The organism is Actinophytocola sp., from assembly GCF_036555685.1.
GTDB lineage: Bacteria > Actinomycetota > Actinomycetes > Mycobacteriales > Pseudonocardiaceae > Actinophytocola.
Window position 1 is genome coordinate 1 of the sequence record NZ_DATBKY010000215.1, and the last position, 17720, is coordinate 17720.

Sequence of the window (17720 nt, forward strand, 5' to 3'; positions counted from 1 at the left end):
CGTGGCCCAGGCCGAGCAGCTCGTCGGGCAGCCCGGCCTCGTGCGCGAAGTGCTCGTTGAGCAGCTGGGACACGGTGACCGTGTGCGCGGCCTCGACGGCGTCGGCGGTGGTGAGGTAGTTGTCCTCGCCGGTGTTGATGATGATGCCGGCCCGCGCGTGCACCTGGCGGGAGAAACGCTGGTCGACGAACGTGCGGATCGGGTTGATGTCGCGGAACAGGATGCCGTACATGGAGTCGTTCAGCATCATGTCGAGCCGCTGCAGCCCGGCGAGCACGGCGATCTCCGGCATGCACAGCCCGGACGCGTAGTTGGTGACCCGGATGTAGCGGCCGACCTCCTTGGACACCTCGTCCATGGCGGCCCGCATGATGCGGAAGTTCTCCTGGGTGGCGTAGGTGCCGGCGAAACCGTGGTGCGTGGCGCCTTCGGGCACGTAGTCCAGGAGGGACTGTCCGGTGGAGCGGATCACGGCGATGATGTCGGCGCCGGCCCGGGCGGCGTTGGCGGCCTGCACGACGTCCTCGTCGATGTCGCCGGTCGCGACGATCAGGTAGATCCACGGCCGCTGCGGGGGGTTGCCGTAGCGGGCGACGAGCCGGTCGCGCTGCGCCCGGTTGCGATCCACGGTGCGCAGGCCCTTCGCGACTGCGGTCCGGCCTGCCTTCACCGCGCGCTCGGCGTCGCGTCCACCCGGGACGGTGTACTGGATCTGGCCGGCGGCGGTGGCCTCCGCGAGCTCGGTCAGCGTCGAGAGGTCGTGCTCGCGCAGCGCGTGGAACGCGGGCAGCACCGCGCCGTGCTCGAGGCCGCAGTGCTCGCGGATCGTGTCGACCATCCGGTTCACCCACGGCACGTCGCCGGCCCGGTGGGTCGAGTCGGCACCCGCGATGCCGGCGAGGCGCAGGGTGGCGCGCTCGACCGCGACGGTGGTGTGCGCTCTGGCGATCCCGACCACGGGCTCGGCCGCGCGCGCGGCGAGCTTGCGCGCGGTGGCGACCACCTCGGGATCCAGGTCCAGCAAAGCCATTACGACACCTCGTGAATTGTGGTTCCGGAAAGGACGGTCCGCACGCACGTCTCGTCGCGCCACACCGCGAACGTGGCCGGCGCGCCGGCCGACAGCGTGCCGCCGGGCTCCCCGCACGCGGCCCAGCCACCCGCGGTGTGCGCGGCGAACGCGTCGTCGAACGGCAGCCCCGAGCCGGGCGTCCGGTGGTGCACCGCGGCGCGGACGGTAGCCCATGGGTCGACCGGGGTGACCGGCGCGTCGGAGCCGAACGCGAGCGTCACGCCGGCCGCGGCGAGCATCGCGTACGGGTTGAGCCCCGCGGCCCGGTCCGCGCCGAGCCGCCGCGCGTACATGCCGTCGCGCCCGCCCCACGCGGCGTCGAACCGCGGCTGTACGGACGCGACCACCCGGAAGCGGGCCAGCTCGTCCGCCTGCTCGGCGGTGATCATCTCCAGGTGCTCGAGCCGGTGCCGGACGGCCCCGAGCGCCTGCTCCCCCACGACCTTCTCGGCCAGCTGGAAGCCCGCGACCACGGCCCCGGCCGCGGCGTCGCCGATGACGTGGAAGCCCGCCTGGACACCGTCCTCGGTGCACGCGACCAGGTGCTCGGCGATGCGCTCGGCGTCGAGGTAGCGCGCGCCGCTGGTATGCGGCGCGTCCGCGTACGGCTCGCGCAGGGCCGCGGTGCGGGACCCGAAGGCGCCGTCGACGAACAGGTCGCCGGCAAGCCCGTGCGCCCCGGGCGGCCGGGCGCCGAAGTCGCCCCAGTAGCCGACCACGCGGGGCAGCGGGCCGGACAGCGCCAGCAGCGCCTGGAAGTCCTCGAGCCCGGCGATGTCCGGACCGCCGCACTCGTGCACGCAGGCCACGCCCATCGACGCGGCGTGCCGGAGGAACCCGAGCTGGGCCGCGCGGCGCTGCTCGGGCGTGATCGACTCGTAGGCGGCGCGGCGGACGTGGTGGTGCGCGTCGCGCGCGAGCGGACCCTCGGCCGTCCACCCGGCCGCGGTGCGGGCCTGCGGCGCGAGGTCGACGAGCGCGGTGGAGGCGAGCGCGGAGTGCGCGTCGATGCGGGTGAGGTAGACCGGCGTGGCGCCCGCGGCCGCGTCGAGCTCCGCACGCGACGGCGGGCGCGGGGCGGCCCAGCGGCTCTCGTCCCACCCGTGGCCGATCGCGAGCACCCCGGGCTGGGCACGCACCCGGTCGCGGACGGCGTCGAGCACGTCGGCCGCCGACCCGGCGCCGGTGAGGTCCAGCCCCGTGCGCAGCAGGCCGGCCGAGGTGGCGTGCACGTGGGCGTCGACGAACGCCGGCGTCACGAGCGCGCCGGCCAGGTCCACGGTCCGACCGGCCGCGGGCGGGTCACCCGCGCCGAGCCAGGCGACCACGCCGTCCTCGACGAGCAGCGCGGTCGCCGGGCCGCCGTGGATCCGGCCACCGGTGAACAGGACGCTCATGTGCGTGAAGTGTGCCGCTCGCGCCGCTCGAACAGCTCGCGAACCCCCGGAGTCGTGCGCAACAGGTCGAGCGCGAACGTCGCGTGGCCCGGCACGTAGCCGTTGCCGATGAGCATCCGCACGTCCGCGGCCAGGCCCTCGGCGCCGAGCGCGGCCGCGGAGAAGGAGGTGGCCATCGAGAAGAACACGATCGTGCCGCCGTCCGCCGTGGCCAGCACCGCGCCGTGCTCGCAGCCGGGCACGTCCACGCACACGACCGTCACGTCGACCGGCGCACCGACCGCCTCGGACACCGCCACCGGGTCGCGGGCGTCGGCCACCACGACCTCGTCGGCGAGGCCCGACGCCTCGACCGCGTCCGCCTCCTGCCGGGTCGGCACAAGCGCGACGAGCCGGCCCGCACCCGCCCGGCGCGCCGCGGCGAGCGACAGGCTGCCGGACTTGCCGCCCCCGCCGAGGACCAGCACCGACGGCTCCGTGCCGGCCTCGCGGACCACGCGGTCGGTGAGCGCGGGCGCGCCGCAGACGTCCAGGACGGACAGTGCGAGCTCGTCCGGGAGGTCCCCGGGCAGCACCGCGGCGATCGAGCGTCCGAACAGGACGGCGCTGCCGCGGCACGGTACCTGCTCGCCGGCCCCGTCCCAGTTCGCGAGCCCGTCGTCGATCCGCAGTGGAGTGAGCGTGAGGGACACGAGCGTCGCGATGCGATCGCCGGGCTGGAGACCGAGCGGGGAATCCGGGCCGACCTCGCGAACCGTGCCGAGCAACATGCCTCCCGATCCGGTGACCGGATTGTGCATCTTGCCCCGCTCGTCGATGATGTCGAGCACCGCACGCCGGATGGCGTCGGGTTCGCCGTGTTCCTCGCGTAGCTGGCGGTAGGAGGCCGCGTCAAGGTTGAGCACCTCGACGTCCACCAGCACCTCATCCGGCCACGAGTGAGTCTCGGTCGAGAGGCGCCATGCTTGTTGCGGCAGCACCCCGGCCGGCTCCACGACGCGATGTAGACCGAAGGGCGACGACACTCAACCCTCCTTCCGTAGGATTTGCGTCTAGGATACGTTCTGGCAGCATATCTTTACGTCAACAACGCAGCGAGGAGAACAGATGACGGCAATGCCCGCACGCAGCGTGGTCACAGCCGCCACTACGGTCTCCGAGGCAGTCGACGAGACCGGCAAGCAACCGTACGAGTACGTCAGACGGGAACTGGTGGAGCCGGACTGGCGCCGCTTCCCAGGCTGGCGCCACATCACGGATGCCCAGTGGCGTGACGCCCAGTGGCAGCGCGTGCACTGCGTGAAGAACGTGAAGCAGCTCCGCGCCGTGGTCGGCGATCTGGTCGGCGAGTCGTTCTATGAGGACCTGGTGGCAGACCAGCAGAACCTCGCGACGATGTCCATGCTGTTGCCGCCGCAGATGCTGAACACGATGGTGCCGGACGCCGAGCTCGACCAGGACGCGTTCACCAAGGCGCTGCTCGCGGACCCGATCCGCCGCTACATGATGCCGATCGCGAGCGATCGCGATCCACAGTGGCCGAACCACCCGTACTCGTCGCGGGACTCCCTGCACGAGGCGGAGATGTGGGTCGTCGAGGGCCTCACGCACCGCTACCCCACCAAGGTGCTGGCCGAGCTGCTGTCGACCTGTCCGCAGTACTGTGGACACTGCACGCGGATGGACCTGGTCGGCAACTCCACGCCGCAGATCGACAAGCACAAGCTCGCGCTCAAGCCGGTCGACCGGCAGGACCAGATGATCGACTACCTCAAGCGCACGCCGGGCGTGCGCGACGTGGTGGTCTCCGGCGGCGACGTGGCGAACGTGCCGTGGCACCAGCTCGAGTCGTTCCTCATGCGACTGCTGGACATCGAGACCGTGCGCGACATCCGGCTCGCCACCAAGGCGCTGGCCGGGCTGCCGCAGCACTGGCTGCAGCCGAAGGTCGTGGAGGGACTGGAGCGGCTTGCGCGCACCGCGGGCCGGCGCGGGGTCAATCTCGCGATCCACACGCACGTCAACCACGCGCAGTCGGTGACGCCGCTGGTCGCCGAGGCGGCGCGGACCGCGCTCGAGGTCGGCGTGCGGGACGTGCGCAACCAGGGCGTGCTGATGCGCGGTGTCAACGCGACACCGGACGACCTGCTGGACCTTTGCTTTGCCCTGCAAGGGGAAGCGAACATCCTGCCGTACTACTTCTACATGTGCGACATGATCCCCAACGCGGAGCACTGGCGGGTCGCGGTCTGGGAGGCGCAGCAGCTGCAGCACGCGATCATGGGTTACCTGCCCGGGTACGCGACGCCGCGGATCATCTGTGACGTGCCGTACGTGGGGAAGCGCTGGGTGCACCAGCTCGCCGAGTACGACACCGAGCGCGGCATCTCGTACTGGACGAAGAACTACCGCACCGGCATCGAGCGCACCGACCCGGACGCGCTGAGCCGCAAGTACCCGTACTACGACCCGATCGCCACCCTGCCCGAGACGGGCCAGAAGTGGTGGGCGGACTTCGAGTCCTCCGGCGACTCCCTCGGCGATTCTCTCGGCGACGAGGCCTAGTCCGCGACGCGGCTGCGTGCTTCGGCACCCGGCGGGCGCAGGGGCTCGCCGGGCGTCGAGCGCGACGGGATCAGTTGAATATGTCCGGGTTCGGGCCCGTGCGCAGGCCGCGCTCCAAAGTAGACAACCGGGCCACGTCGTCCGTGTCCAGCTCGAAGCCGAAGACGTCCAGGTTCTCGCGGATGCGCGCCGGGGTGACCGACTTCGGGATCACCACGTTGCCCAGCTGCAGGTGCCAGCGGAGGACGACCTGCGCCGGCGTGCGGTCGTGCTTGGCGGCGAGCTCGGTCACCGCGTGCTCGCCCAGGAGGTCGCCGCCCTTCGCGAGCGGGCTCCACGCCTCGGTGGCGATGCCGAGGTCGCCGTGCATCCCGCGCAGCTCGGCCTGCTGCAGGTACGGGTGCAGCTCGATCTGGTTGACCGCGGGGACGGTGCCGGTCTCGTCGACGAGCCGGCGCAGGTGTGCCGGCTGGAAGTTGGACACGCCGATCGCCCGCACGACGCCGTCGGCGAGCAGCTTCTCGAACCCCTGCCACGTCTCGACGTAGTCGTCGCGCCTGGGGGTCGGCCAGTGGATCAGGTATAGGTCGACGTAGTCGAGGCCGAGCCGCTGCCGGCTCCCTTCGAAGGCGCGTACCGCGGAGTCGTAGCCGTGGTCGTCGTTCCAGAGCTTGGTCGTGATGAACAGCTCGTCGCGCGGGATGCCGGACTCGCGGAGCGCCTGCGCGACGCCTTCCTCGTTGCCGTACGCCTTCGCGGTGTCGATGCTGCGGTAGCCGGCGCGCAGCGCCTCGCCCACCGCCGCGGCCGTCTCCTCGTTGGGGACCTGGAACACACCGAAACCCAGCTGCGGCATGGCGACGCCGTTGTTCAGGGTGAGGTTGGGAATCGTCATGGGGAGTTCGTACCCACACAGGCCCGCCCGCACACGTGCACCAGGGGTGACCGCGCGTACGCGTAGTGAAGTGCCCTTGATCGGACCTACCCCAGAAGTGGTCGCTCAGGAACACTCTCGCAGGTCGGTCGCACACACTACGCGACCAGCTGATGCGAGGGAGAGAAGGCGTGTCCATCCGAAGAAGGACGCTCGCGGCGGTGATCCTGCCCGTGGTCGCGGCGGGCATGGTCGGGCTGACCACGGCACTGCCGGCCCAGGCGGGTCCCGAGCACGCGGCGAGCACGCAGGCCCAGGACGACCTCCGGGACCAGCTCGAGGCCGTCCCCGGGCTCACGGTCGTCTCCGAGGAGCCGGCGCCCGCACCCGGGTTCCGGTTCTTCTTCCTCACGTTCCGCCAGGCCGTCGACCACCGCAACCCGCAGGGGCCGACGTTCGAGCAGCGCCTGCAGCTGCTGCACCGCGACACCGCGCGGCCGATGATCCTGCACACCACCGGCTACAACATGCCGGAGTACGCGTTCCGCTCGGAGCCGACCGCGCTCGTGGACGGCAACCAGATCTCGGTGGAGCAGCGGTTCTTCAGCCCGTCGCGGCCGAACCCGGCGGACTGGTCCAAGCTGGACATATGGCAGGCGGCCACCGACCACCACAAGATCGTCCAGGCGCTCAAGCCGATCTACGCGGCGAAGTGGATCTCGACCGGTGCGAGCAAGGGCGGCATGACCTCGGTGTACCACCGGCGGTTCTACCCGCGTGACGTGGACGGCGTGGTCGCCTACGTCGCGCCGAACGACGCGAACAACGCCCAGGACAAGGCGTACGACGACTTCTTCGCGAGCGTCGGCTCCACCCCGGCCTGCCGCACGGCGCTGGAGAACCTGCAGAAGGAGGCGCTGACCCGGCGCACGAACTTGGTCAACCTCTACGACCAGTTCGCGGCCGAGCACAACCTTTCCTTCGACCGGGTCTTCGGCTCGACGGACAAGGCGTTCGAGATGACCGTGCTGGACACCGAGTGGGCGTTCTGGCAGTACTCGAGCGAGGCCGACTGCGGCTCCGTGCCGCCGCGCACGGCGACCGACCAGGAGATCTTCGACTTCATCGAGAACGTCGCCGGCTTCGAGTTCTACGCCGACGACGCGATCCTGTTCTACTCGCCGTACTACTACCAGGCCGCGACCCAGCTCGGCTGGCCGCAGCCGAAGTTCGCCCACCTCAAGGGCCTGCTGCACTACCCGAAGCTGTACGTGGCGAACTCCAGCCTGCCTCCGCAGCTGCGGGCCAAGCACGACCCGTGGCCGATGTCCGACGTCGACCGGTGGGTGAGCCGGGACTCGAGCCAGATGCTGTTCGTGTACGGCGCGGACGACCCGTGGGGCGCCGAGCAGTTCCACTCGAGCGACAAGGACTCGTACACCTACACCGCGCCCGGCGCGAACCACGGTGCGAACATCGCGAAGCTGAACCCGGCGGACAAGGCCGCCGCGACCGCGACGGTGCTGCGCTGGGCCGGCGTGAGCGCCGCCCCGGCCGCCAAGCGGTCCGCCGCGGTCAGCACGCTCGACCAGCGGGATCCGCGAAACATCCGCCGCCCCCTCTGACCGAGCCAGGAGAACGGCGCCCCCGGGCCGGGGGCGCCGTTCTCATGTGCCGACCGCGCCGGCCGCTACGCTGAGTGCGATGCGACGACCGTCCGGATGGCGAGCGTGGATCGCGCTCGCGGTGGTGATACTGCTCCTCGGCACGGTTCTGCTCGTGGGCGACGGCCTCGCGCCCGAACCGACCCCGCTGCCCGGGCCGCCGCAGAACGCGCCGCGCGTGCTGGTGGCATTGGGCGACAGCACGGTCTCCGGCGAGGGCGCCGGCGACTACGAGCCGGGCACCGACGGCGAGAACGGCGACTGGTGTCACCGCTCTCCGCACGCGTCGATCAACGAGACGGGCCTGCAGCCGATCGACCGGGTGTACAACCTGGCCTGCTCGGGCGCGCCCTCCCCGCAGGTCGGCCTCGGCGACGTCGAGCAGTACACGGAGCCGTCGCAGGCGAAGCGGCTCGCGCCGATCGCGGCCCGCAACCGCGTGGTGGCCGTCGTGGTCGCGGCCGGGGCCAACGACGAGCCGGCGTTCTCGCACGTGCTGAACGCGTGCGTGGAGGCGTGGACCGGGCGGGGGCGGCCGTGCGGCGAGACGGTCGGGCCGGAGTGGTCGGACCGGGTCGAGGCGATGGAGCCGAAGCTGACGAGGGCGCTCGAGGACGTCCGCGAGGTGATGCGCAACGCCGGGTACGCGGAGTCGGACTACCAGCTGGTCGTCCAGTCGTACGCGGCGCCGGTCGGCCCGGACGTGGTGGCCGACCTGCAGGACCTGTCGGGCTGTCCCTTCCGCACGGAAGACCTCGAGTGGGTGCAGCAGAAGGCGGTTCCCATCCTGACCGCGGGCGTCCGCGAGGCGGCTGCGAAGGTCGGCGCCCGGTTCCTGGACCTGTCGCGCGCCGGCGTCGGCCACGAGGCGTGCACGCACGAGAAGGACACGAGCCAGGAGTGGTTCCGCCGGCTGGCCGTGGAGTGGGAGGACCTGCAGCACGAGGACCGCGCGACCCACGCGCTGCAGGAGTCCTTTCACCCGAACGAGGCCGGCCACGAGCAGATCGGCCGCTGCCTGGGCGAGTTCCTGAACACTCCCGACCGGGCGGCCGCGTGCCTGCCGGGGCGCGACGGCAGCCTCCACGCGGCCACCAGTACGGGCTCGTGACGACACCCGGCGCACGCCGGTGCCCTACCGTGGCTGTACACCCGCTGTCCCCCAGCCACGGAGGTTCCCTGTGCGGGCCCTGCACCGTTCCCTGCTGCTACTGCTCACCCTGCTCGGCCTGGTCGCCGTCGCCCTGCCGGCCACCGCGGCGCCCGAACACCACCGGGTCAAGCCGCTCGCCCAGGCCCACGCGCACAACGACTACGAGCACGACCGGCCGCTCTACGACGCGCTGGATCACGGCTTCACGAGCGTCGAGGCGGACATCTTCCTCGTCGACGGCGAGTTGCTCGTCGCGCACGATCCGGAGGACCTCGACCCCGACCGGACGCTGCGCTCGCTGTACCTGGATCCCTTGCGGCACGAGGTGACCCACGGCGGCATCTACCCCGGCCACCGCACGGACTTCCAGCTGCTGATCGACATCAAGACCGAAGGCGAGTCCACGTACGCCGCGCTCGACAAGCTGCTGCGCTCGGCCCGGTACTCGTTCCTCTGGACGAAGTTCCGCCACGGCCACGTCCACCGCGGCCCGATCACGGCGGTCGTGTCCGGCAACCGGCCGCGCTCGACGATGGAGGCGCAGCCGACCCGCGTCGCCTTCTACGACGGCCGCATCGCGAACCCCGACGACCTCGGCCCGGGGGACGACGCCCGGCTCACGCCGCTGGTGTCCGACAACTGGACCACGCTGTTCGACTGGCGCGGCGAGGGCGAGATGCCGGCCGGCGAGCGGGCCGAGCTGAAGGAGATCGTCGACACCGCCCACGCCGCGGGTCAGCGGGTGCGCTTCTGGGAGACACCGGACGCGGCCGGCCCGCAACGCGAGGCGGTCTGGCGCGAGCTCGTGGCGGCGGGCGTGGACCACATCAACACCGACGACCTCGCCGGGCTCGAGGCCTTCCTGCGGAGCTGAGTCAGGTGGCGGTCTTCCGCGCGCGGAAGGCCGCCGCCTTCACCCGGTTCTGGCATGCCGTCGAGCAGAAGCGGCGCGTGCCGTTTCGCGAGATGTCCACGTAGACGCGGTCGCAGCCGGCCGCGTTGCAGATGCCGAGCCGCTCGACCGCGGCGTTGCCCAGCACGACCGCGAGGGCGGTGGCCATCGACGCCGCCCAGCTCACCGCCCACTCGGCGTCCGCGCTGTGGAAGTGCAGGTGCCACGGCTCGCCGTCGTGCCGGGACAGCGTCGGCACCGCGCCGGTCGCCCGCATGATCGCGTTGAGTTCCAGGCACGCGCCGTCCACGTCGCCCGCGTCGACGCGCTCCACCACCGTGCGCAGCCGGCCCGCCCAGCCGGCGAGCTCGGCCGCCTCGTCGTCGCTCGGGTGGCCGGCCGTGCGCGAGGGCGGCAGCACCTCGCGCACGGTCGCCACCAGGTCCGTCGGTGCGGAGAACCCCCGGCCGTGCCGCTCCCCGGGCGTGACCTCGTTGATCAACGCCACCACATGACCCACGACGTCGCTCGTGTGACTGTCGAACTCCACTTGACCAGTTACCTCTCCGCAGGCTAGCGTCACTGTCATCCAGCATATAGACAGTCATGGAGGTTGGCGATGCAGGGTACGACGGCGCAGCGTTGGGTCAAGCGGTGGGACCGGCAGCAGGAGTACGACATTCCCGACCGCGAGGAGCGCTTCCGCGTGGTGATCGACGCGGTCCGGGCCGCGGTCGGCACCGGGCCGGCGAACGTCGTGGACCTCGGCTGCGGACCGGGGTCGCTGTCGGCCAGACTCGCCGCGGCACTCCCCCAGGTGCACGTGGTCGGGGTGGACGCCGACCCGCTGCTGCTGGGCCTCGGCGCCGCGAACACCGGCCCGCGCGTACGGCTGGTCCAGGCGGACCTCGGCTACCCGAGCTGGCCCGAGCGCACAGGGCTGAGCGGCCCGTGGGACGCGGCGGTGTCCTCCACCGCGCTGCACTGGCTCGACGCCGACACGCTCGCCACGCTCTACCGGACGCTCGCCGAGCGGCTGCGCCCCGGGGGCGTGTTCGTCAACGCCGACCACATGGCCCCCGGAAATTCCACTGTGGACCACATCGCGCTGGCCGTGCGCGCGGGCCGGACCGCGCGGGCCGGCACGCACCGGCACGAGGGCTGGGCGCAGTGGTGGCAGGCGCTGGGCGAGGACGCCGAGCTCGCCCCGCTGCTCGACGGCCGCCCGCCGGCCCCGATCGAGCACACCGAGAACGAGCTGACCGTCGTCGAGCACGCGGAGCTGCTGCGCGCGTCCGGCTTCGCCGAGGCCGCCCCGGTGTGGCAGTTCGGCGACGACCACGTGCTGGTCGCCGTGCGCTAGGCGCGAGCGATCACAGCGCCGGCGACCGGCCTTCGTACGGAGTGGACAGTACGACCGTGGTGCGGGTGGAGACCTTGGCCGCCTCGCGGACCCGGCGCAGCAGGTCCTCGAGCGCGGCCGGAGAGGCCACCCGCACCAGCAGGATGTACGACTCGTCGCCGGCGACCGAGTAGCACGCCTCGATCTCGCGGATGTGGCTGATCCGCTGTGGATAGTCGTCGGGCGCGGCGGGGTCGATAGGCGTCAGCGAGATGAACGCGGTCAGCGGCAGTCCGATCACGTCGGCATTGAGCTGCGCGGAGTATCCGCGGATCACGCCGCGCTGCTCGAGCCGGCGCACGCGCTGGTGCACCGCGGACACCGACAGGCCGACCCGCTCCGCGAGGTCGGTGAAGCTGCACCGACCGTCCGCGGACAGCTCGCGCGCGATCGCCTGGTCGATCGGCTCCAGCTCCGAGCCGGTCATGCCGGAAGCACGGTCAGCTCGTGCGGCCGGCGGTTCAACGCCTCGACGCCGTCCTCGGTGACCACCACGATGTCCTCGATCCGGGCGCCCCAACGGCCGGGCTGGTAGATCCCGGGCTCGACGGAGAACGCCATGCCCGGCTCCAGCGCCAGCCGGTTGCCGGACACGATGTACGGGTCCTCGTGCACGTCGAGGCCGATGCCGTGGCCCGTGCGGTGGATGAAGTACTCGCCGAATCCGGCGTCGGCGATGACCCGCCGCGCCGCCGCGTCCACGTCCTGCGCCGCGACCCCGGGCCGCACGGCGTCGACCGCCGCCTGCTGGGCGGCCTGCAGCACCGCGTACGTGTCTGCCACGTCGGCGTCGCGCGGCTCGCCGAGCACGTACGTGCGCGTGCTGTCCGAGCAGTAGCCCTCCGGCACCGGGCCGCCGATGTCGACCACGACCACGTCGCCCGCCTCGAGCACCCGGCCGGACAGGTCGTGGTGCGGGCTCGCGCCGTTGGGCCCGGACCCGACGATCACGAAGTCCGCGGTCGAATGGCCCTCCTCGACGATGGCCGCCGCGATGTCCGCGCCCGCCTCCGCCTCGGTCCGGCCGACGCGCACGAACTCCGCCATCCGCGCGTGCACCCGGTCGATCGCCGCGCCGGCCCGGCGCAGCGCGTCGACCTCGGCGGCGTCCTTGCGCATCCGCAGCTCGCGCACGATCGGTCCGGCCAGCACCTGGTCCGCGGCCGGCAGCGCGCGGCGCAGCGCGAGCACGTGCAGCGCCGGCATCACGTCGCCGAGCGCCACCCGCGACGCCCCGCCGACCAGCGACGCGACCAGCGCGTACGGATCCTCGTCGTCGACCCAGGTGGCGATCTCCACGCCGAGCTCGCCCGTGGGCACCGCGGCGTAGCCGGGCGCCTCGAGTTTGGGCACCACCAGCACCGGCGCGCGCCCGGCCGCGGCGGTGGGCAGGACCAGGCAGGTGAGCCGCTCGAACGAGGTGCCGGACCCGCCGAGGAGGTAGCGCAGGTCCGACCCGGGTGCCATCAGCATGGCGTCCACGCCGGCGGTCCCGGCGGCCTCCCGGGCGCGGTCCAGGCGCGCGCGCAGAGCGGTCGGATCGGTCGCGGAAACGGTGGTCGACATGCGGGAAAGCCTAGTCCTGCGCTGGCACGGGCCGTATCAGCGACATGTCAGCGCGGCGTGGCCACGTCTCAGTGGTCTGTCAGGCGGTGGGGCGAATGTTGGTGCCACACCCACCCGAAGGGGGATAGACCATGAACAACGCCGTGCTGGCCGAAGGGCTGGCCAAGCGGTTCGGCGAGACGACCGCGCTCGACGGCGTCGATCTTGCCGTGCGCACGGGGACCGTGCTGGGCCTGCTCGGGCCCAACGGTGCCGGCAAGACCACGGCCGTGCGGATCCTGACCACGCTGCTGCGTCCCGACGCCGGCCACGCGCAGGTGTGCGGCCTCGACGTCGTGCGCAACGCCCACCAGGTTCGCGGGCTGATCGGGCTGACCGGGCAGTACGCGTCGGTGGACGAGATGCTCACCGGCGCGGAGAACCTGCTGCTGATCGGCCGGCTGCTCGGCCACCCGCGGGCCCAGGCCAAGCGCCGCGCCCGCGAGCTGCTCGCGCAGTTCGACCTGGCCGACGCCGCCAACCGGGCGGCCAAGACCTACTCCGGCGGCATGCGGCGGCGCCTCGACCTCGCGGCGAGCCTCGTCAGCCGACCGCGCGTGCTGTTCCTCGACGAGCCGACCACCGGGCTCGACCCGCGCAGCCGGATCGACATGTGGCAGATCGTCCGCGACCTGGTGGCCGACGGCGTCACGGTCCTGCTCACCACGCAGTACCTCGACGAGGCCGACCAGCTGGCGCACGAGATCGCAGTGGTCGACCACGGCCGCGTCATCGCCACCGGCACGCCGGCCGAGCTCAAGGCCCGCACCGGCGCGCAGCCGCTCGTCGTGCGCCCGGCCGACACGTCCGACCTGCCGATCGTGCTGTCCGTCGTGCGCGACGTGACCGCCGCCGAACCGGTCGTCGAGGGGTCGACCGTGACGGCGGCGGTGACCGACCCGGGCCTGCTGCCCGCGGTGGTGCGCCGGCTCGACGACGCCCGCGTGCTCGTCGCCGAGCTGGCCCTGCGCGACGCGAGCCTCGACGAGGTCTTCCTCGGCCTGACCGGGCACCGCGCCACCGAGGACAGCGACGAGCCCGAGACGGAAGGAGTCCCGGCATGACGACCATGACGCCGACCTTCGGCACGGTGGCCGCGCCCCCGCGCAGCCGCCCGTGGGAGGGCTTCGTGCAGAGCCTGACGCTGTCCTGGCGGACGCTCGTGCAGATCAAGCACAACCCGATGGAGCTGATCGACTTCTCCATCCAGCCGATCATGTTCCTGCTGCTGTTCACGTACGTGTTCGGCGGCGCCATCGCCGGCAGCACCGACGACTACCTGACGTTCGCGCTGGCCGGGATCATCGTGCAGAACAGCCTGTTCGGCACGCTCAACACCGGCGTCGGCCTCAACACCGACGTGACCAAGGGCGTGTTCGACCGGCTGCGCGCGCTGCCGATCGCCCGCTGGTCGCCGCTGGCCGGGCGGATCGGCGCCGACATGGTCAAGCAGGCGTGGGCGATGGCGCTGCTGCTCGGCCTGGGCGCGATCATGGGCTTCCGGGTCAGCACCGACCTGCCGAGCGTGCTCGCCGCGTTCGGGCTGGTGCTGGTGTTCGCCATGGCGTTCTCGTGGATCTCGGTGCTCGTCAGCATGCTCGTCAACGAGCCGGAGAAGGTCATGATCTTCGGGTTCGCCGTGATGTTCCCGCTGACGTTCGTGAGCAACGTGTTCGTGCCGGCGAGCACGATGCCGGGCTGGCTGCGGGGTTTCGTCGACGTCAACCCGGTGACGAAGCTGGCGGACGCCGTCCGCGGGCTGCTGGTGGGCGGCCCGGTGGCGGGCCCGGCCGGCGCGTCGCTGCTCTGGGCGGCCGGCATCCTGGCGATCTTCGCCCCGCTCGCGGTCGCCGCCTTCAAACGGCGGGTGTGAAGCCCGCGAGCTCGCGCACCGTTTCGATCGTGGCCTGGCGGCCACGCGTGTACCACTCGGTGAACTCCTCGCCGAGCGCGGCACGCGTGGCCGCCGCCACGCGTTCGGCGTCCGTGGACGAGAGGTCCGGCAGGCCGCGGACGGCGACGCTCGCGCCGAGCAGCTCCGCGGCACGCCGGGCGTCACCGCCGCTGAGCACGGCATCCGCCACGCCTACGAGCACGTGCGCGATCACCGGCGCGTCGTTGGACTGCAGCGCCCAGTCCAGCGCACCGGCGTGCAGCGACGTGGCCGCGTCGTGGTCGCCCTCGGCGGACGCCAGGAACCCGCACGACACGTCGAGGACGGCCCGGAACTGCGGCGCCACCGACCCCATCTGCTCCATGATCAGCCGGGCGCGCATCAGTTCCGCCTGCGCCAGGCCGAGGTCGCCGCGGCGCCGGGCGAAGTCGCCGCTCGCGTGCGCCACGGCGGCGAGCGAGTCCGGCAGCCCCGCGCGGTCGGCGTCCCGGCGGGCCTGCGCGAGCTCGGCCAACGACTCGTCCTCCCGCCCTAGCCGGGACAGGATGACCGCGAGGCGCAGCCGGTAGCCGACCAGGTCCTCGTTCACGACCAGCTGCGAGAACAGCCCGACGGCGTCGCGGTACATCTCCATCGCCTCGTCGAGCTGCCCGCGCCAGGCCAGGAGATCGGCGAGCGAGCACAGCGAGAACGACATCCCCCAGCGCTCGTTCAGCTCGCGGTAGGCCGCGAGCCCGACGCGGAAGTCCGCCTCCGCCCGGTCGTGCCGGCGGCCCGCGTTGAGCGACGCGTGCGCGCGCATGACCAGTGCCGTGCCGCGCACCCACGGGTCCGGGTCGCCGGCCAGGTCGTCCATCGCGTCGTCCGGTGGCACCTCGTGCGCCCGGCCGAACGAGTTCAGCACCTCGGCGAGCGGCCGCATCAACCGCAGCAGCGGGTGGTCGCGGCGCTCGGCCCGGTCGGCCCGCTCGACCGCGCTGGTGAACCAGCGCAGCGCCGCGTCCTGGTCGCGCAACGCGTCGATGGCGAACAGCGCGCCGAACCCGTACGCCAGCGCCAGATCGTGCTCGGTCGCCCCGGTGCCGGACCCGATCGCCTCGCTCCCGTCACCCGACAGGGCCAGCACCTCCGCGGCGATCTCCCCGCCCTCGACCTTGTGCCCGCGCAGGAACCAGTACCAGCCGACGTTCGCGTAGAACCACGTGGCCGTGCGGGCATCGCCCGCGGCGATCGCGGTGCGCAGCGCGGCGTTGACGTTGTCGCCCTCCTCGTCGAGGCGGGCGAGCCAGTCGAGCTGCTCGGCACGGCGCAGGTACGGCTCGGCGGTCGCGGCGAGCCGGCCGAAGTGGTCGACGTGCGCCCAGCGGACGGCGTCCAGCTCGCCCGCCTCCGCGAGCCGCTCGACGCCGTACGCCTTGATCGTCTCCAGCAGGCGGTACCGGCCGTCCTCGGTGAGCACGACGAGCGACTTGTCCACAAGGGACGACAACACATCGAGCACGTCCTCGGCGGCCAGATCGTCGCCCGCGCACACCTGCTCGGCCGCCGCCAGCGTGGCGCCGCCGGAGAACACCGCGAGCCGGCGCAGCAGCGTCCGTTCCGCGTCGTCGAGCAGCTCCCAGCTCCAGTCGACGACCGCGCGCAGCGTCTGGTGCCGCGGCAGCGCGAGCCGGCTGCCGCCGGTCAGCAGCCGGAACCGGTCGTCGAGGCGGGTGGCGACCTGCTCGGGCGAGAGCGTGCGCAGCCGCGCGGCGGCGAGCTCGATGGCGAGCGGCATGCCGTCCAGCGCCCGGCAGATGTCGATCATGTGCAGCGCGGTGCGGTCGTCGACGGCGAAGCCCGGGCGCACCGCGGCCGCCCGGTCGGCGAGCAGCCGCATCGACGGGTAGGTCATCGCCACGTCGCGGGACGCGCGGGCCGGCGGCAGCGGCAGCGGGTCGACCGGCCAGAGCGTCTCGCCGGTGATGCCGAGCGGTTCCCGGCTCGTGGCGAGGATCCGCAGCCGCGGGCACTCCCCCAGCAGCCGGTTCGCGAGTGCGGCGGCGGCGCCGATGAGGTGCTCGCAGTTGTCCAGCACGAGCAGCATCGAGCGGTTCGACAGGGCCGCGGCGAGCCGGTCGGCCGGCGCGGCGGTCTCGGCCGGGACGCCCAGCACCGGGCCGGTGACGACCAGGGTCTGGGCGCGCAGGCCGAGCGCGGAGAGCACGGCCTGCGGCAGGTCGGCGCCGTCGGACACCGGCGCCAGCTCGACGAGCCACACGTCGCGGACGCGGTCGAGCAGCGCGCGGGCCACCTCGGTGGCGAGCCGGGTCTTGCCCGACCCGCCCGGTCCGGTCAGCGTCACGAGCCGCGACGCGCCGACCATGGCCGACACGCGCGTGAGGTCGGTGTCCCGGCCGACGAAGCTGGTGAGCGCGGCGCGCAGGTTCGTGTGCGGGCGCTCCTGGCGCGACGGGTCGCCTTGCAGGATCGACAGGTGCAGCGCGGTGAGGTCTCGGGACGGGTCGGCACCGAGCTCGTCGGCCAGGGCCTCCCGCAGCCGGGCGAAGACCGCCAGCGCGTCGCCGGTGCGGCCGGACTGTGCGAGCGCGCGCATCAGCAGGGCGGCGAACCGCTCGTGCAGCGGGTGCTCGGCGACCAGCGACTCGAGCTCGGCGACGAGGTCGCCGTGGTGGCGGACGAGGTCGGCCTCGATGCGGTCGCCGAGCGCGGCGAGCCGCAGCTCCTGCAGCCGGGCCAGCGGGGCCTGGGTGAACGCCGCGTCCGCCGCGTCGGCGAGTGCCGGCCCACGCCACAGGTCGAGCGCGCCACGCAGCGTGCGGGCGGCGGCGGCCGGGTCATCGGCGAGCTCGGCGCGGCCCTGGGCGGCGAGGCGCTCGAAGCGGTGCAGGTCGACGTCGTCGGGCGGCACGGCGAGGCGGTAGCCGGCGGGTGTCGACTCGACGACCGGCTCGGGCAGCGCCCGGCGCAGCCGGGAGACCAGCGCCTGCAGCGCGTTCGTCGCCTCCGCGGGCGGGCCGGCACCCCAGACACCGTCGATGAGCTGCGCGTTGGTGACCACGCGGCCGGGGTCGAGCGCCAGCAGGATCAGCAGGGTGCGCAGCCGCGCGCCGGTGATCTCCACCGGCCGCCCGTCGTCGGCCCGGACCTCGACCGGTCCGAGCATCGCGATACGCACGTGTCGATTCTGCCTTCCCCCACC

General features: G+C 72.8%; 15 protein-coding genes. 7 read left to right on the top strand and 8 right to left on the bottom strand.

What is annotated here, in order from left to right:
* From VH969_RS20215 to kdd, 3 genes are all read right to left on the bottom strand, one after another.
* A partial coding sequence (locus tag VH969_RS20215; RefSeq protein ID WP_331976486.1) for a lysine 5,6-aminomutase subunit alpha TIM-barrel domain-containing protein occupies positions 1 to 1030 on the bottom strand: 1030 nt, incomplete at its 3' end.
* A complete protein-coding gene (locus VH969_RS20220) occupies positions 1030 to 2469 on the bottom strand; it encodes an amidohydrolase (RefSeq protein WP_331976488.1) in 1440 nt (479 codons plus the stop codon). The genes VH969_RS20220 and VH969_RS20215, both read right to left, overlap by 1 nt.
* Positions 2466 to 3494 (bottom strand): L-erythro-3,5-diaminohexanoate dehydrogenase, encoded by a 1029-nt coding sequence (kdd, locus tag VH969_RS20225; RefSeq protein WP_331976490.1) that lies wholly within the window; start codon positions 3492 to 3494, stop codon positions 2466 to 2468. The genes VH969_RS20220 and kdd overlap by 4 nt, the downstream gene beginning before the upstream one ends.
* Positions 3495 to 3585: 91 nt before the next feature.
* Here kdd and VH969_RS20230 point away from each other — a divergent pair, with 91 nt between their 5' ends.
* The gene (locus VH969_RS20230; RefSeq protein ID WP_414638583.1) at positions 3586 to 5034 is read left to right on the top strand and encodes a KamA family radical SAM protein; all 1449 of its coding nucleotides are present in this window, start codon (positions 3586 to 3588) and stop codon (positions 5032 to 5034) included.
* Positions 5035 to 5104: 70 nt separating this feature from the next.
* Here the strand turns inward: VH969_RS20230 and VH969_RS20235 are convergent, their stop codons facing one another.
* The gene (locus VH969_RS20235; RefSeq protein ID WP_331976494.1) at positions 5105 to 5929 is read right to left on the bottom strand and encodes an aldo/keto reductase; all 825 of its coding nucleotides are present in this window, start codon (positions 5927 to 5929) and stop codon (positions 5105 to 5107) included.
* Positions 5930 to 6099: 170 nt separating this feature from the next.
* Here VH969_RS20235 and VH969_RS20240 point away from each other — a divergent pair, with 170 nt between their 5' ends.
* The 3 genes from VH969_RS20240 to VH969_RS20250 all read left to right on the top strand — a co-directional run bounded on the left by VH969_RS20240 (position 6100) and on the right by VH969_RS20250 (position 9599).
* The gene (locus tag VH969_RS20240; RefSeq protein ID WP_331976496.1) at positions 6100 to 7533 is read left to right on the top strand and encodes a S28 family serine protease; all 1434 of its coding nucleotides are present in this window, start codon (positions 6100 to 6102) and stop codon (positions 7531 to 7533) included.
* 79 nt (positions 7534 to 7612) lie between these two features.
* Positions 7613 to 8683: a GDSL-type esterase/lipase family protein gene (locus VH969_RS20245; protein WP_331976498.1), complete on the top strand. Its 1071-nt coding sequence runs from the start codon at positions 7613 to 7615 to the stop codon at positions 8681 to 8683.
* A 70-nt stretch (positions 8684 to 8753) separates the two neighbouring features.
* The gene (locus VH969_RS20250; protein WP_414638582.1) at positions 8754 to 9599 is read left to right on the top strand and encodes a phosphatidylinositol-specific phospholipase C/glycerophosphodiester phosphodiesterase family protein; all 846 of its coding nucleotides are present in this window, start codon (positions 8754 to 8756) and stop codon (positions 9597 to 9599) included.
* 1 nt (position 9600) lies between these two features.
* Here the strand turns inward: VH969_RS20250 and VH969_RS20255 are convergent, their stop codons facing one another.
* A complete protein-coding gene (locus tag VH969_RS20255; RefSeq protein WP_331976500.1) occupies positions 9601 to 10167 on the bottom strand; it encodes a CGNR zinc finger domain-containing protein in 567 nt (188 codons plus the stop codon).
* Between the two features lie 69 nt (positions 10168 to 10236).
* Between VH969_RS20255 and VH969_RS20260 the strand changes: the two genes are divergently transcribed.
* Entirely contained in the window at positions 10237 to 10980 is a 744-nt protein-coding gene (locus VH969_RS20260; RefSeq protein ID WP_331976502.1) for a class I SAM-dependent methyltransferase, read from the top strand.
* Between the two features lie 10 nt (positions 10981 to 10990).
* Here VH969_RS20260 and VH969_RS20265 read toward each other — a convergent pair whose 3' ends face one another.
* The gene (locus VH969_RS20265; protein WP_331976504.1) at positions 10991 to 11446 is read right to left on the bottom strand and encodes an Lrp/AsnC family transcriptional regulator; all 456 of its coding nucleotides are present in this window, start codon (positions 11444 to 11446) and stop codon (positions 10991 to 10993) included.
* Positions 11443 to 12585, bottom strand: coding sequence for a M24 family metallopeptidase (locus VH969_RS20270; RefSeq protein ID WP_331976506.1), 1143 nt, complete (start codon positions 12583 to 12585; stop codon positions 11443 to 11445). Before VH969_RS20270 ends, VH969_RS20265 begins: the two co-directional genes overlap by 4 nt.
* A 131-nt stretch (positions 12586 to 12716) precedes the next feature.
* Here VH969_RS20270 and VH969_RS20275 point away from each other — a divergent pair, with 131 nt between their 5' ends.
* Together VH969_RS20275 and VH969_RS20280 are read left to right on the top strand one after the other, a co-directional pair.
* Complete coding sequence (locus VH969_RS20275) at positions 12717 to 13688, top strand: efflux ABC transporter ATPase subunit, DrrA-related (RefSeq protein ID WP_331976508.1); 972 nt, start codon at positions 12717 to 12719, stop codon at positions 13686 to 13688.
* Positions 13685 to 14497, top strand: coding sequence for an ABC transporter permease (locus VH969_RS20280; protein ID WP_331976510.1), 813 nt, complete (start codon positions 13685 to 13687; stop codon positions 14495 to 14497). The genes VH969_RS20275 and VH969_RS20280 overlap by 4 nt, the downstream gene beginning before the upstream one ends.
* On the opposite strand, the gene VH969_RS20285 is transcribed toward VH969_RS20280, so the two are convergent.
* Complete coding sequence (locus VH969_RS20285) at positions 14481 to 17696, bottom strand: AfsR/SARP family transcriptional regulator (protein WP_331976512.1); 3216 nt, start codon at positions 17694 to 17696, stop codon at positions 14481 to 14483. The genes VH969_RS20280 and VH969_RS20285 overlap by 17 nt on opposite strands.
* Positions 17697 to 17720: the final 24 nt, after the last annotated feature.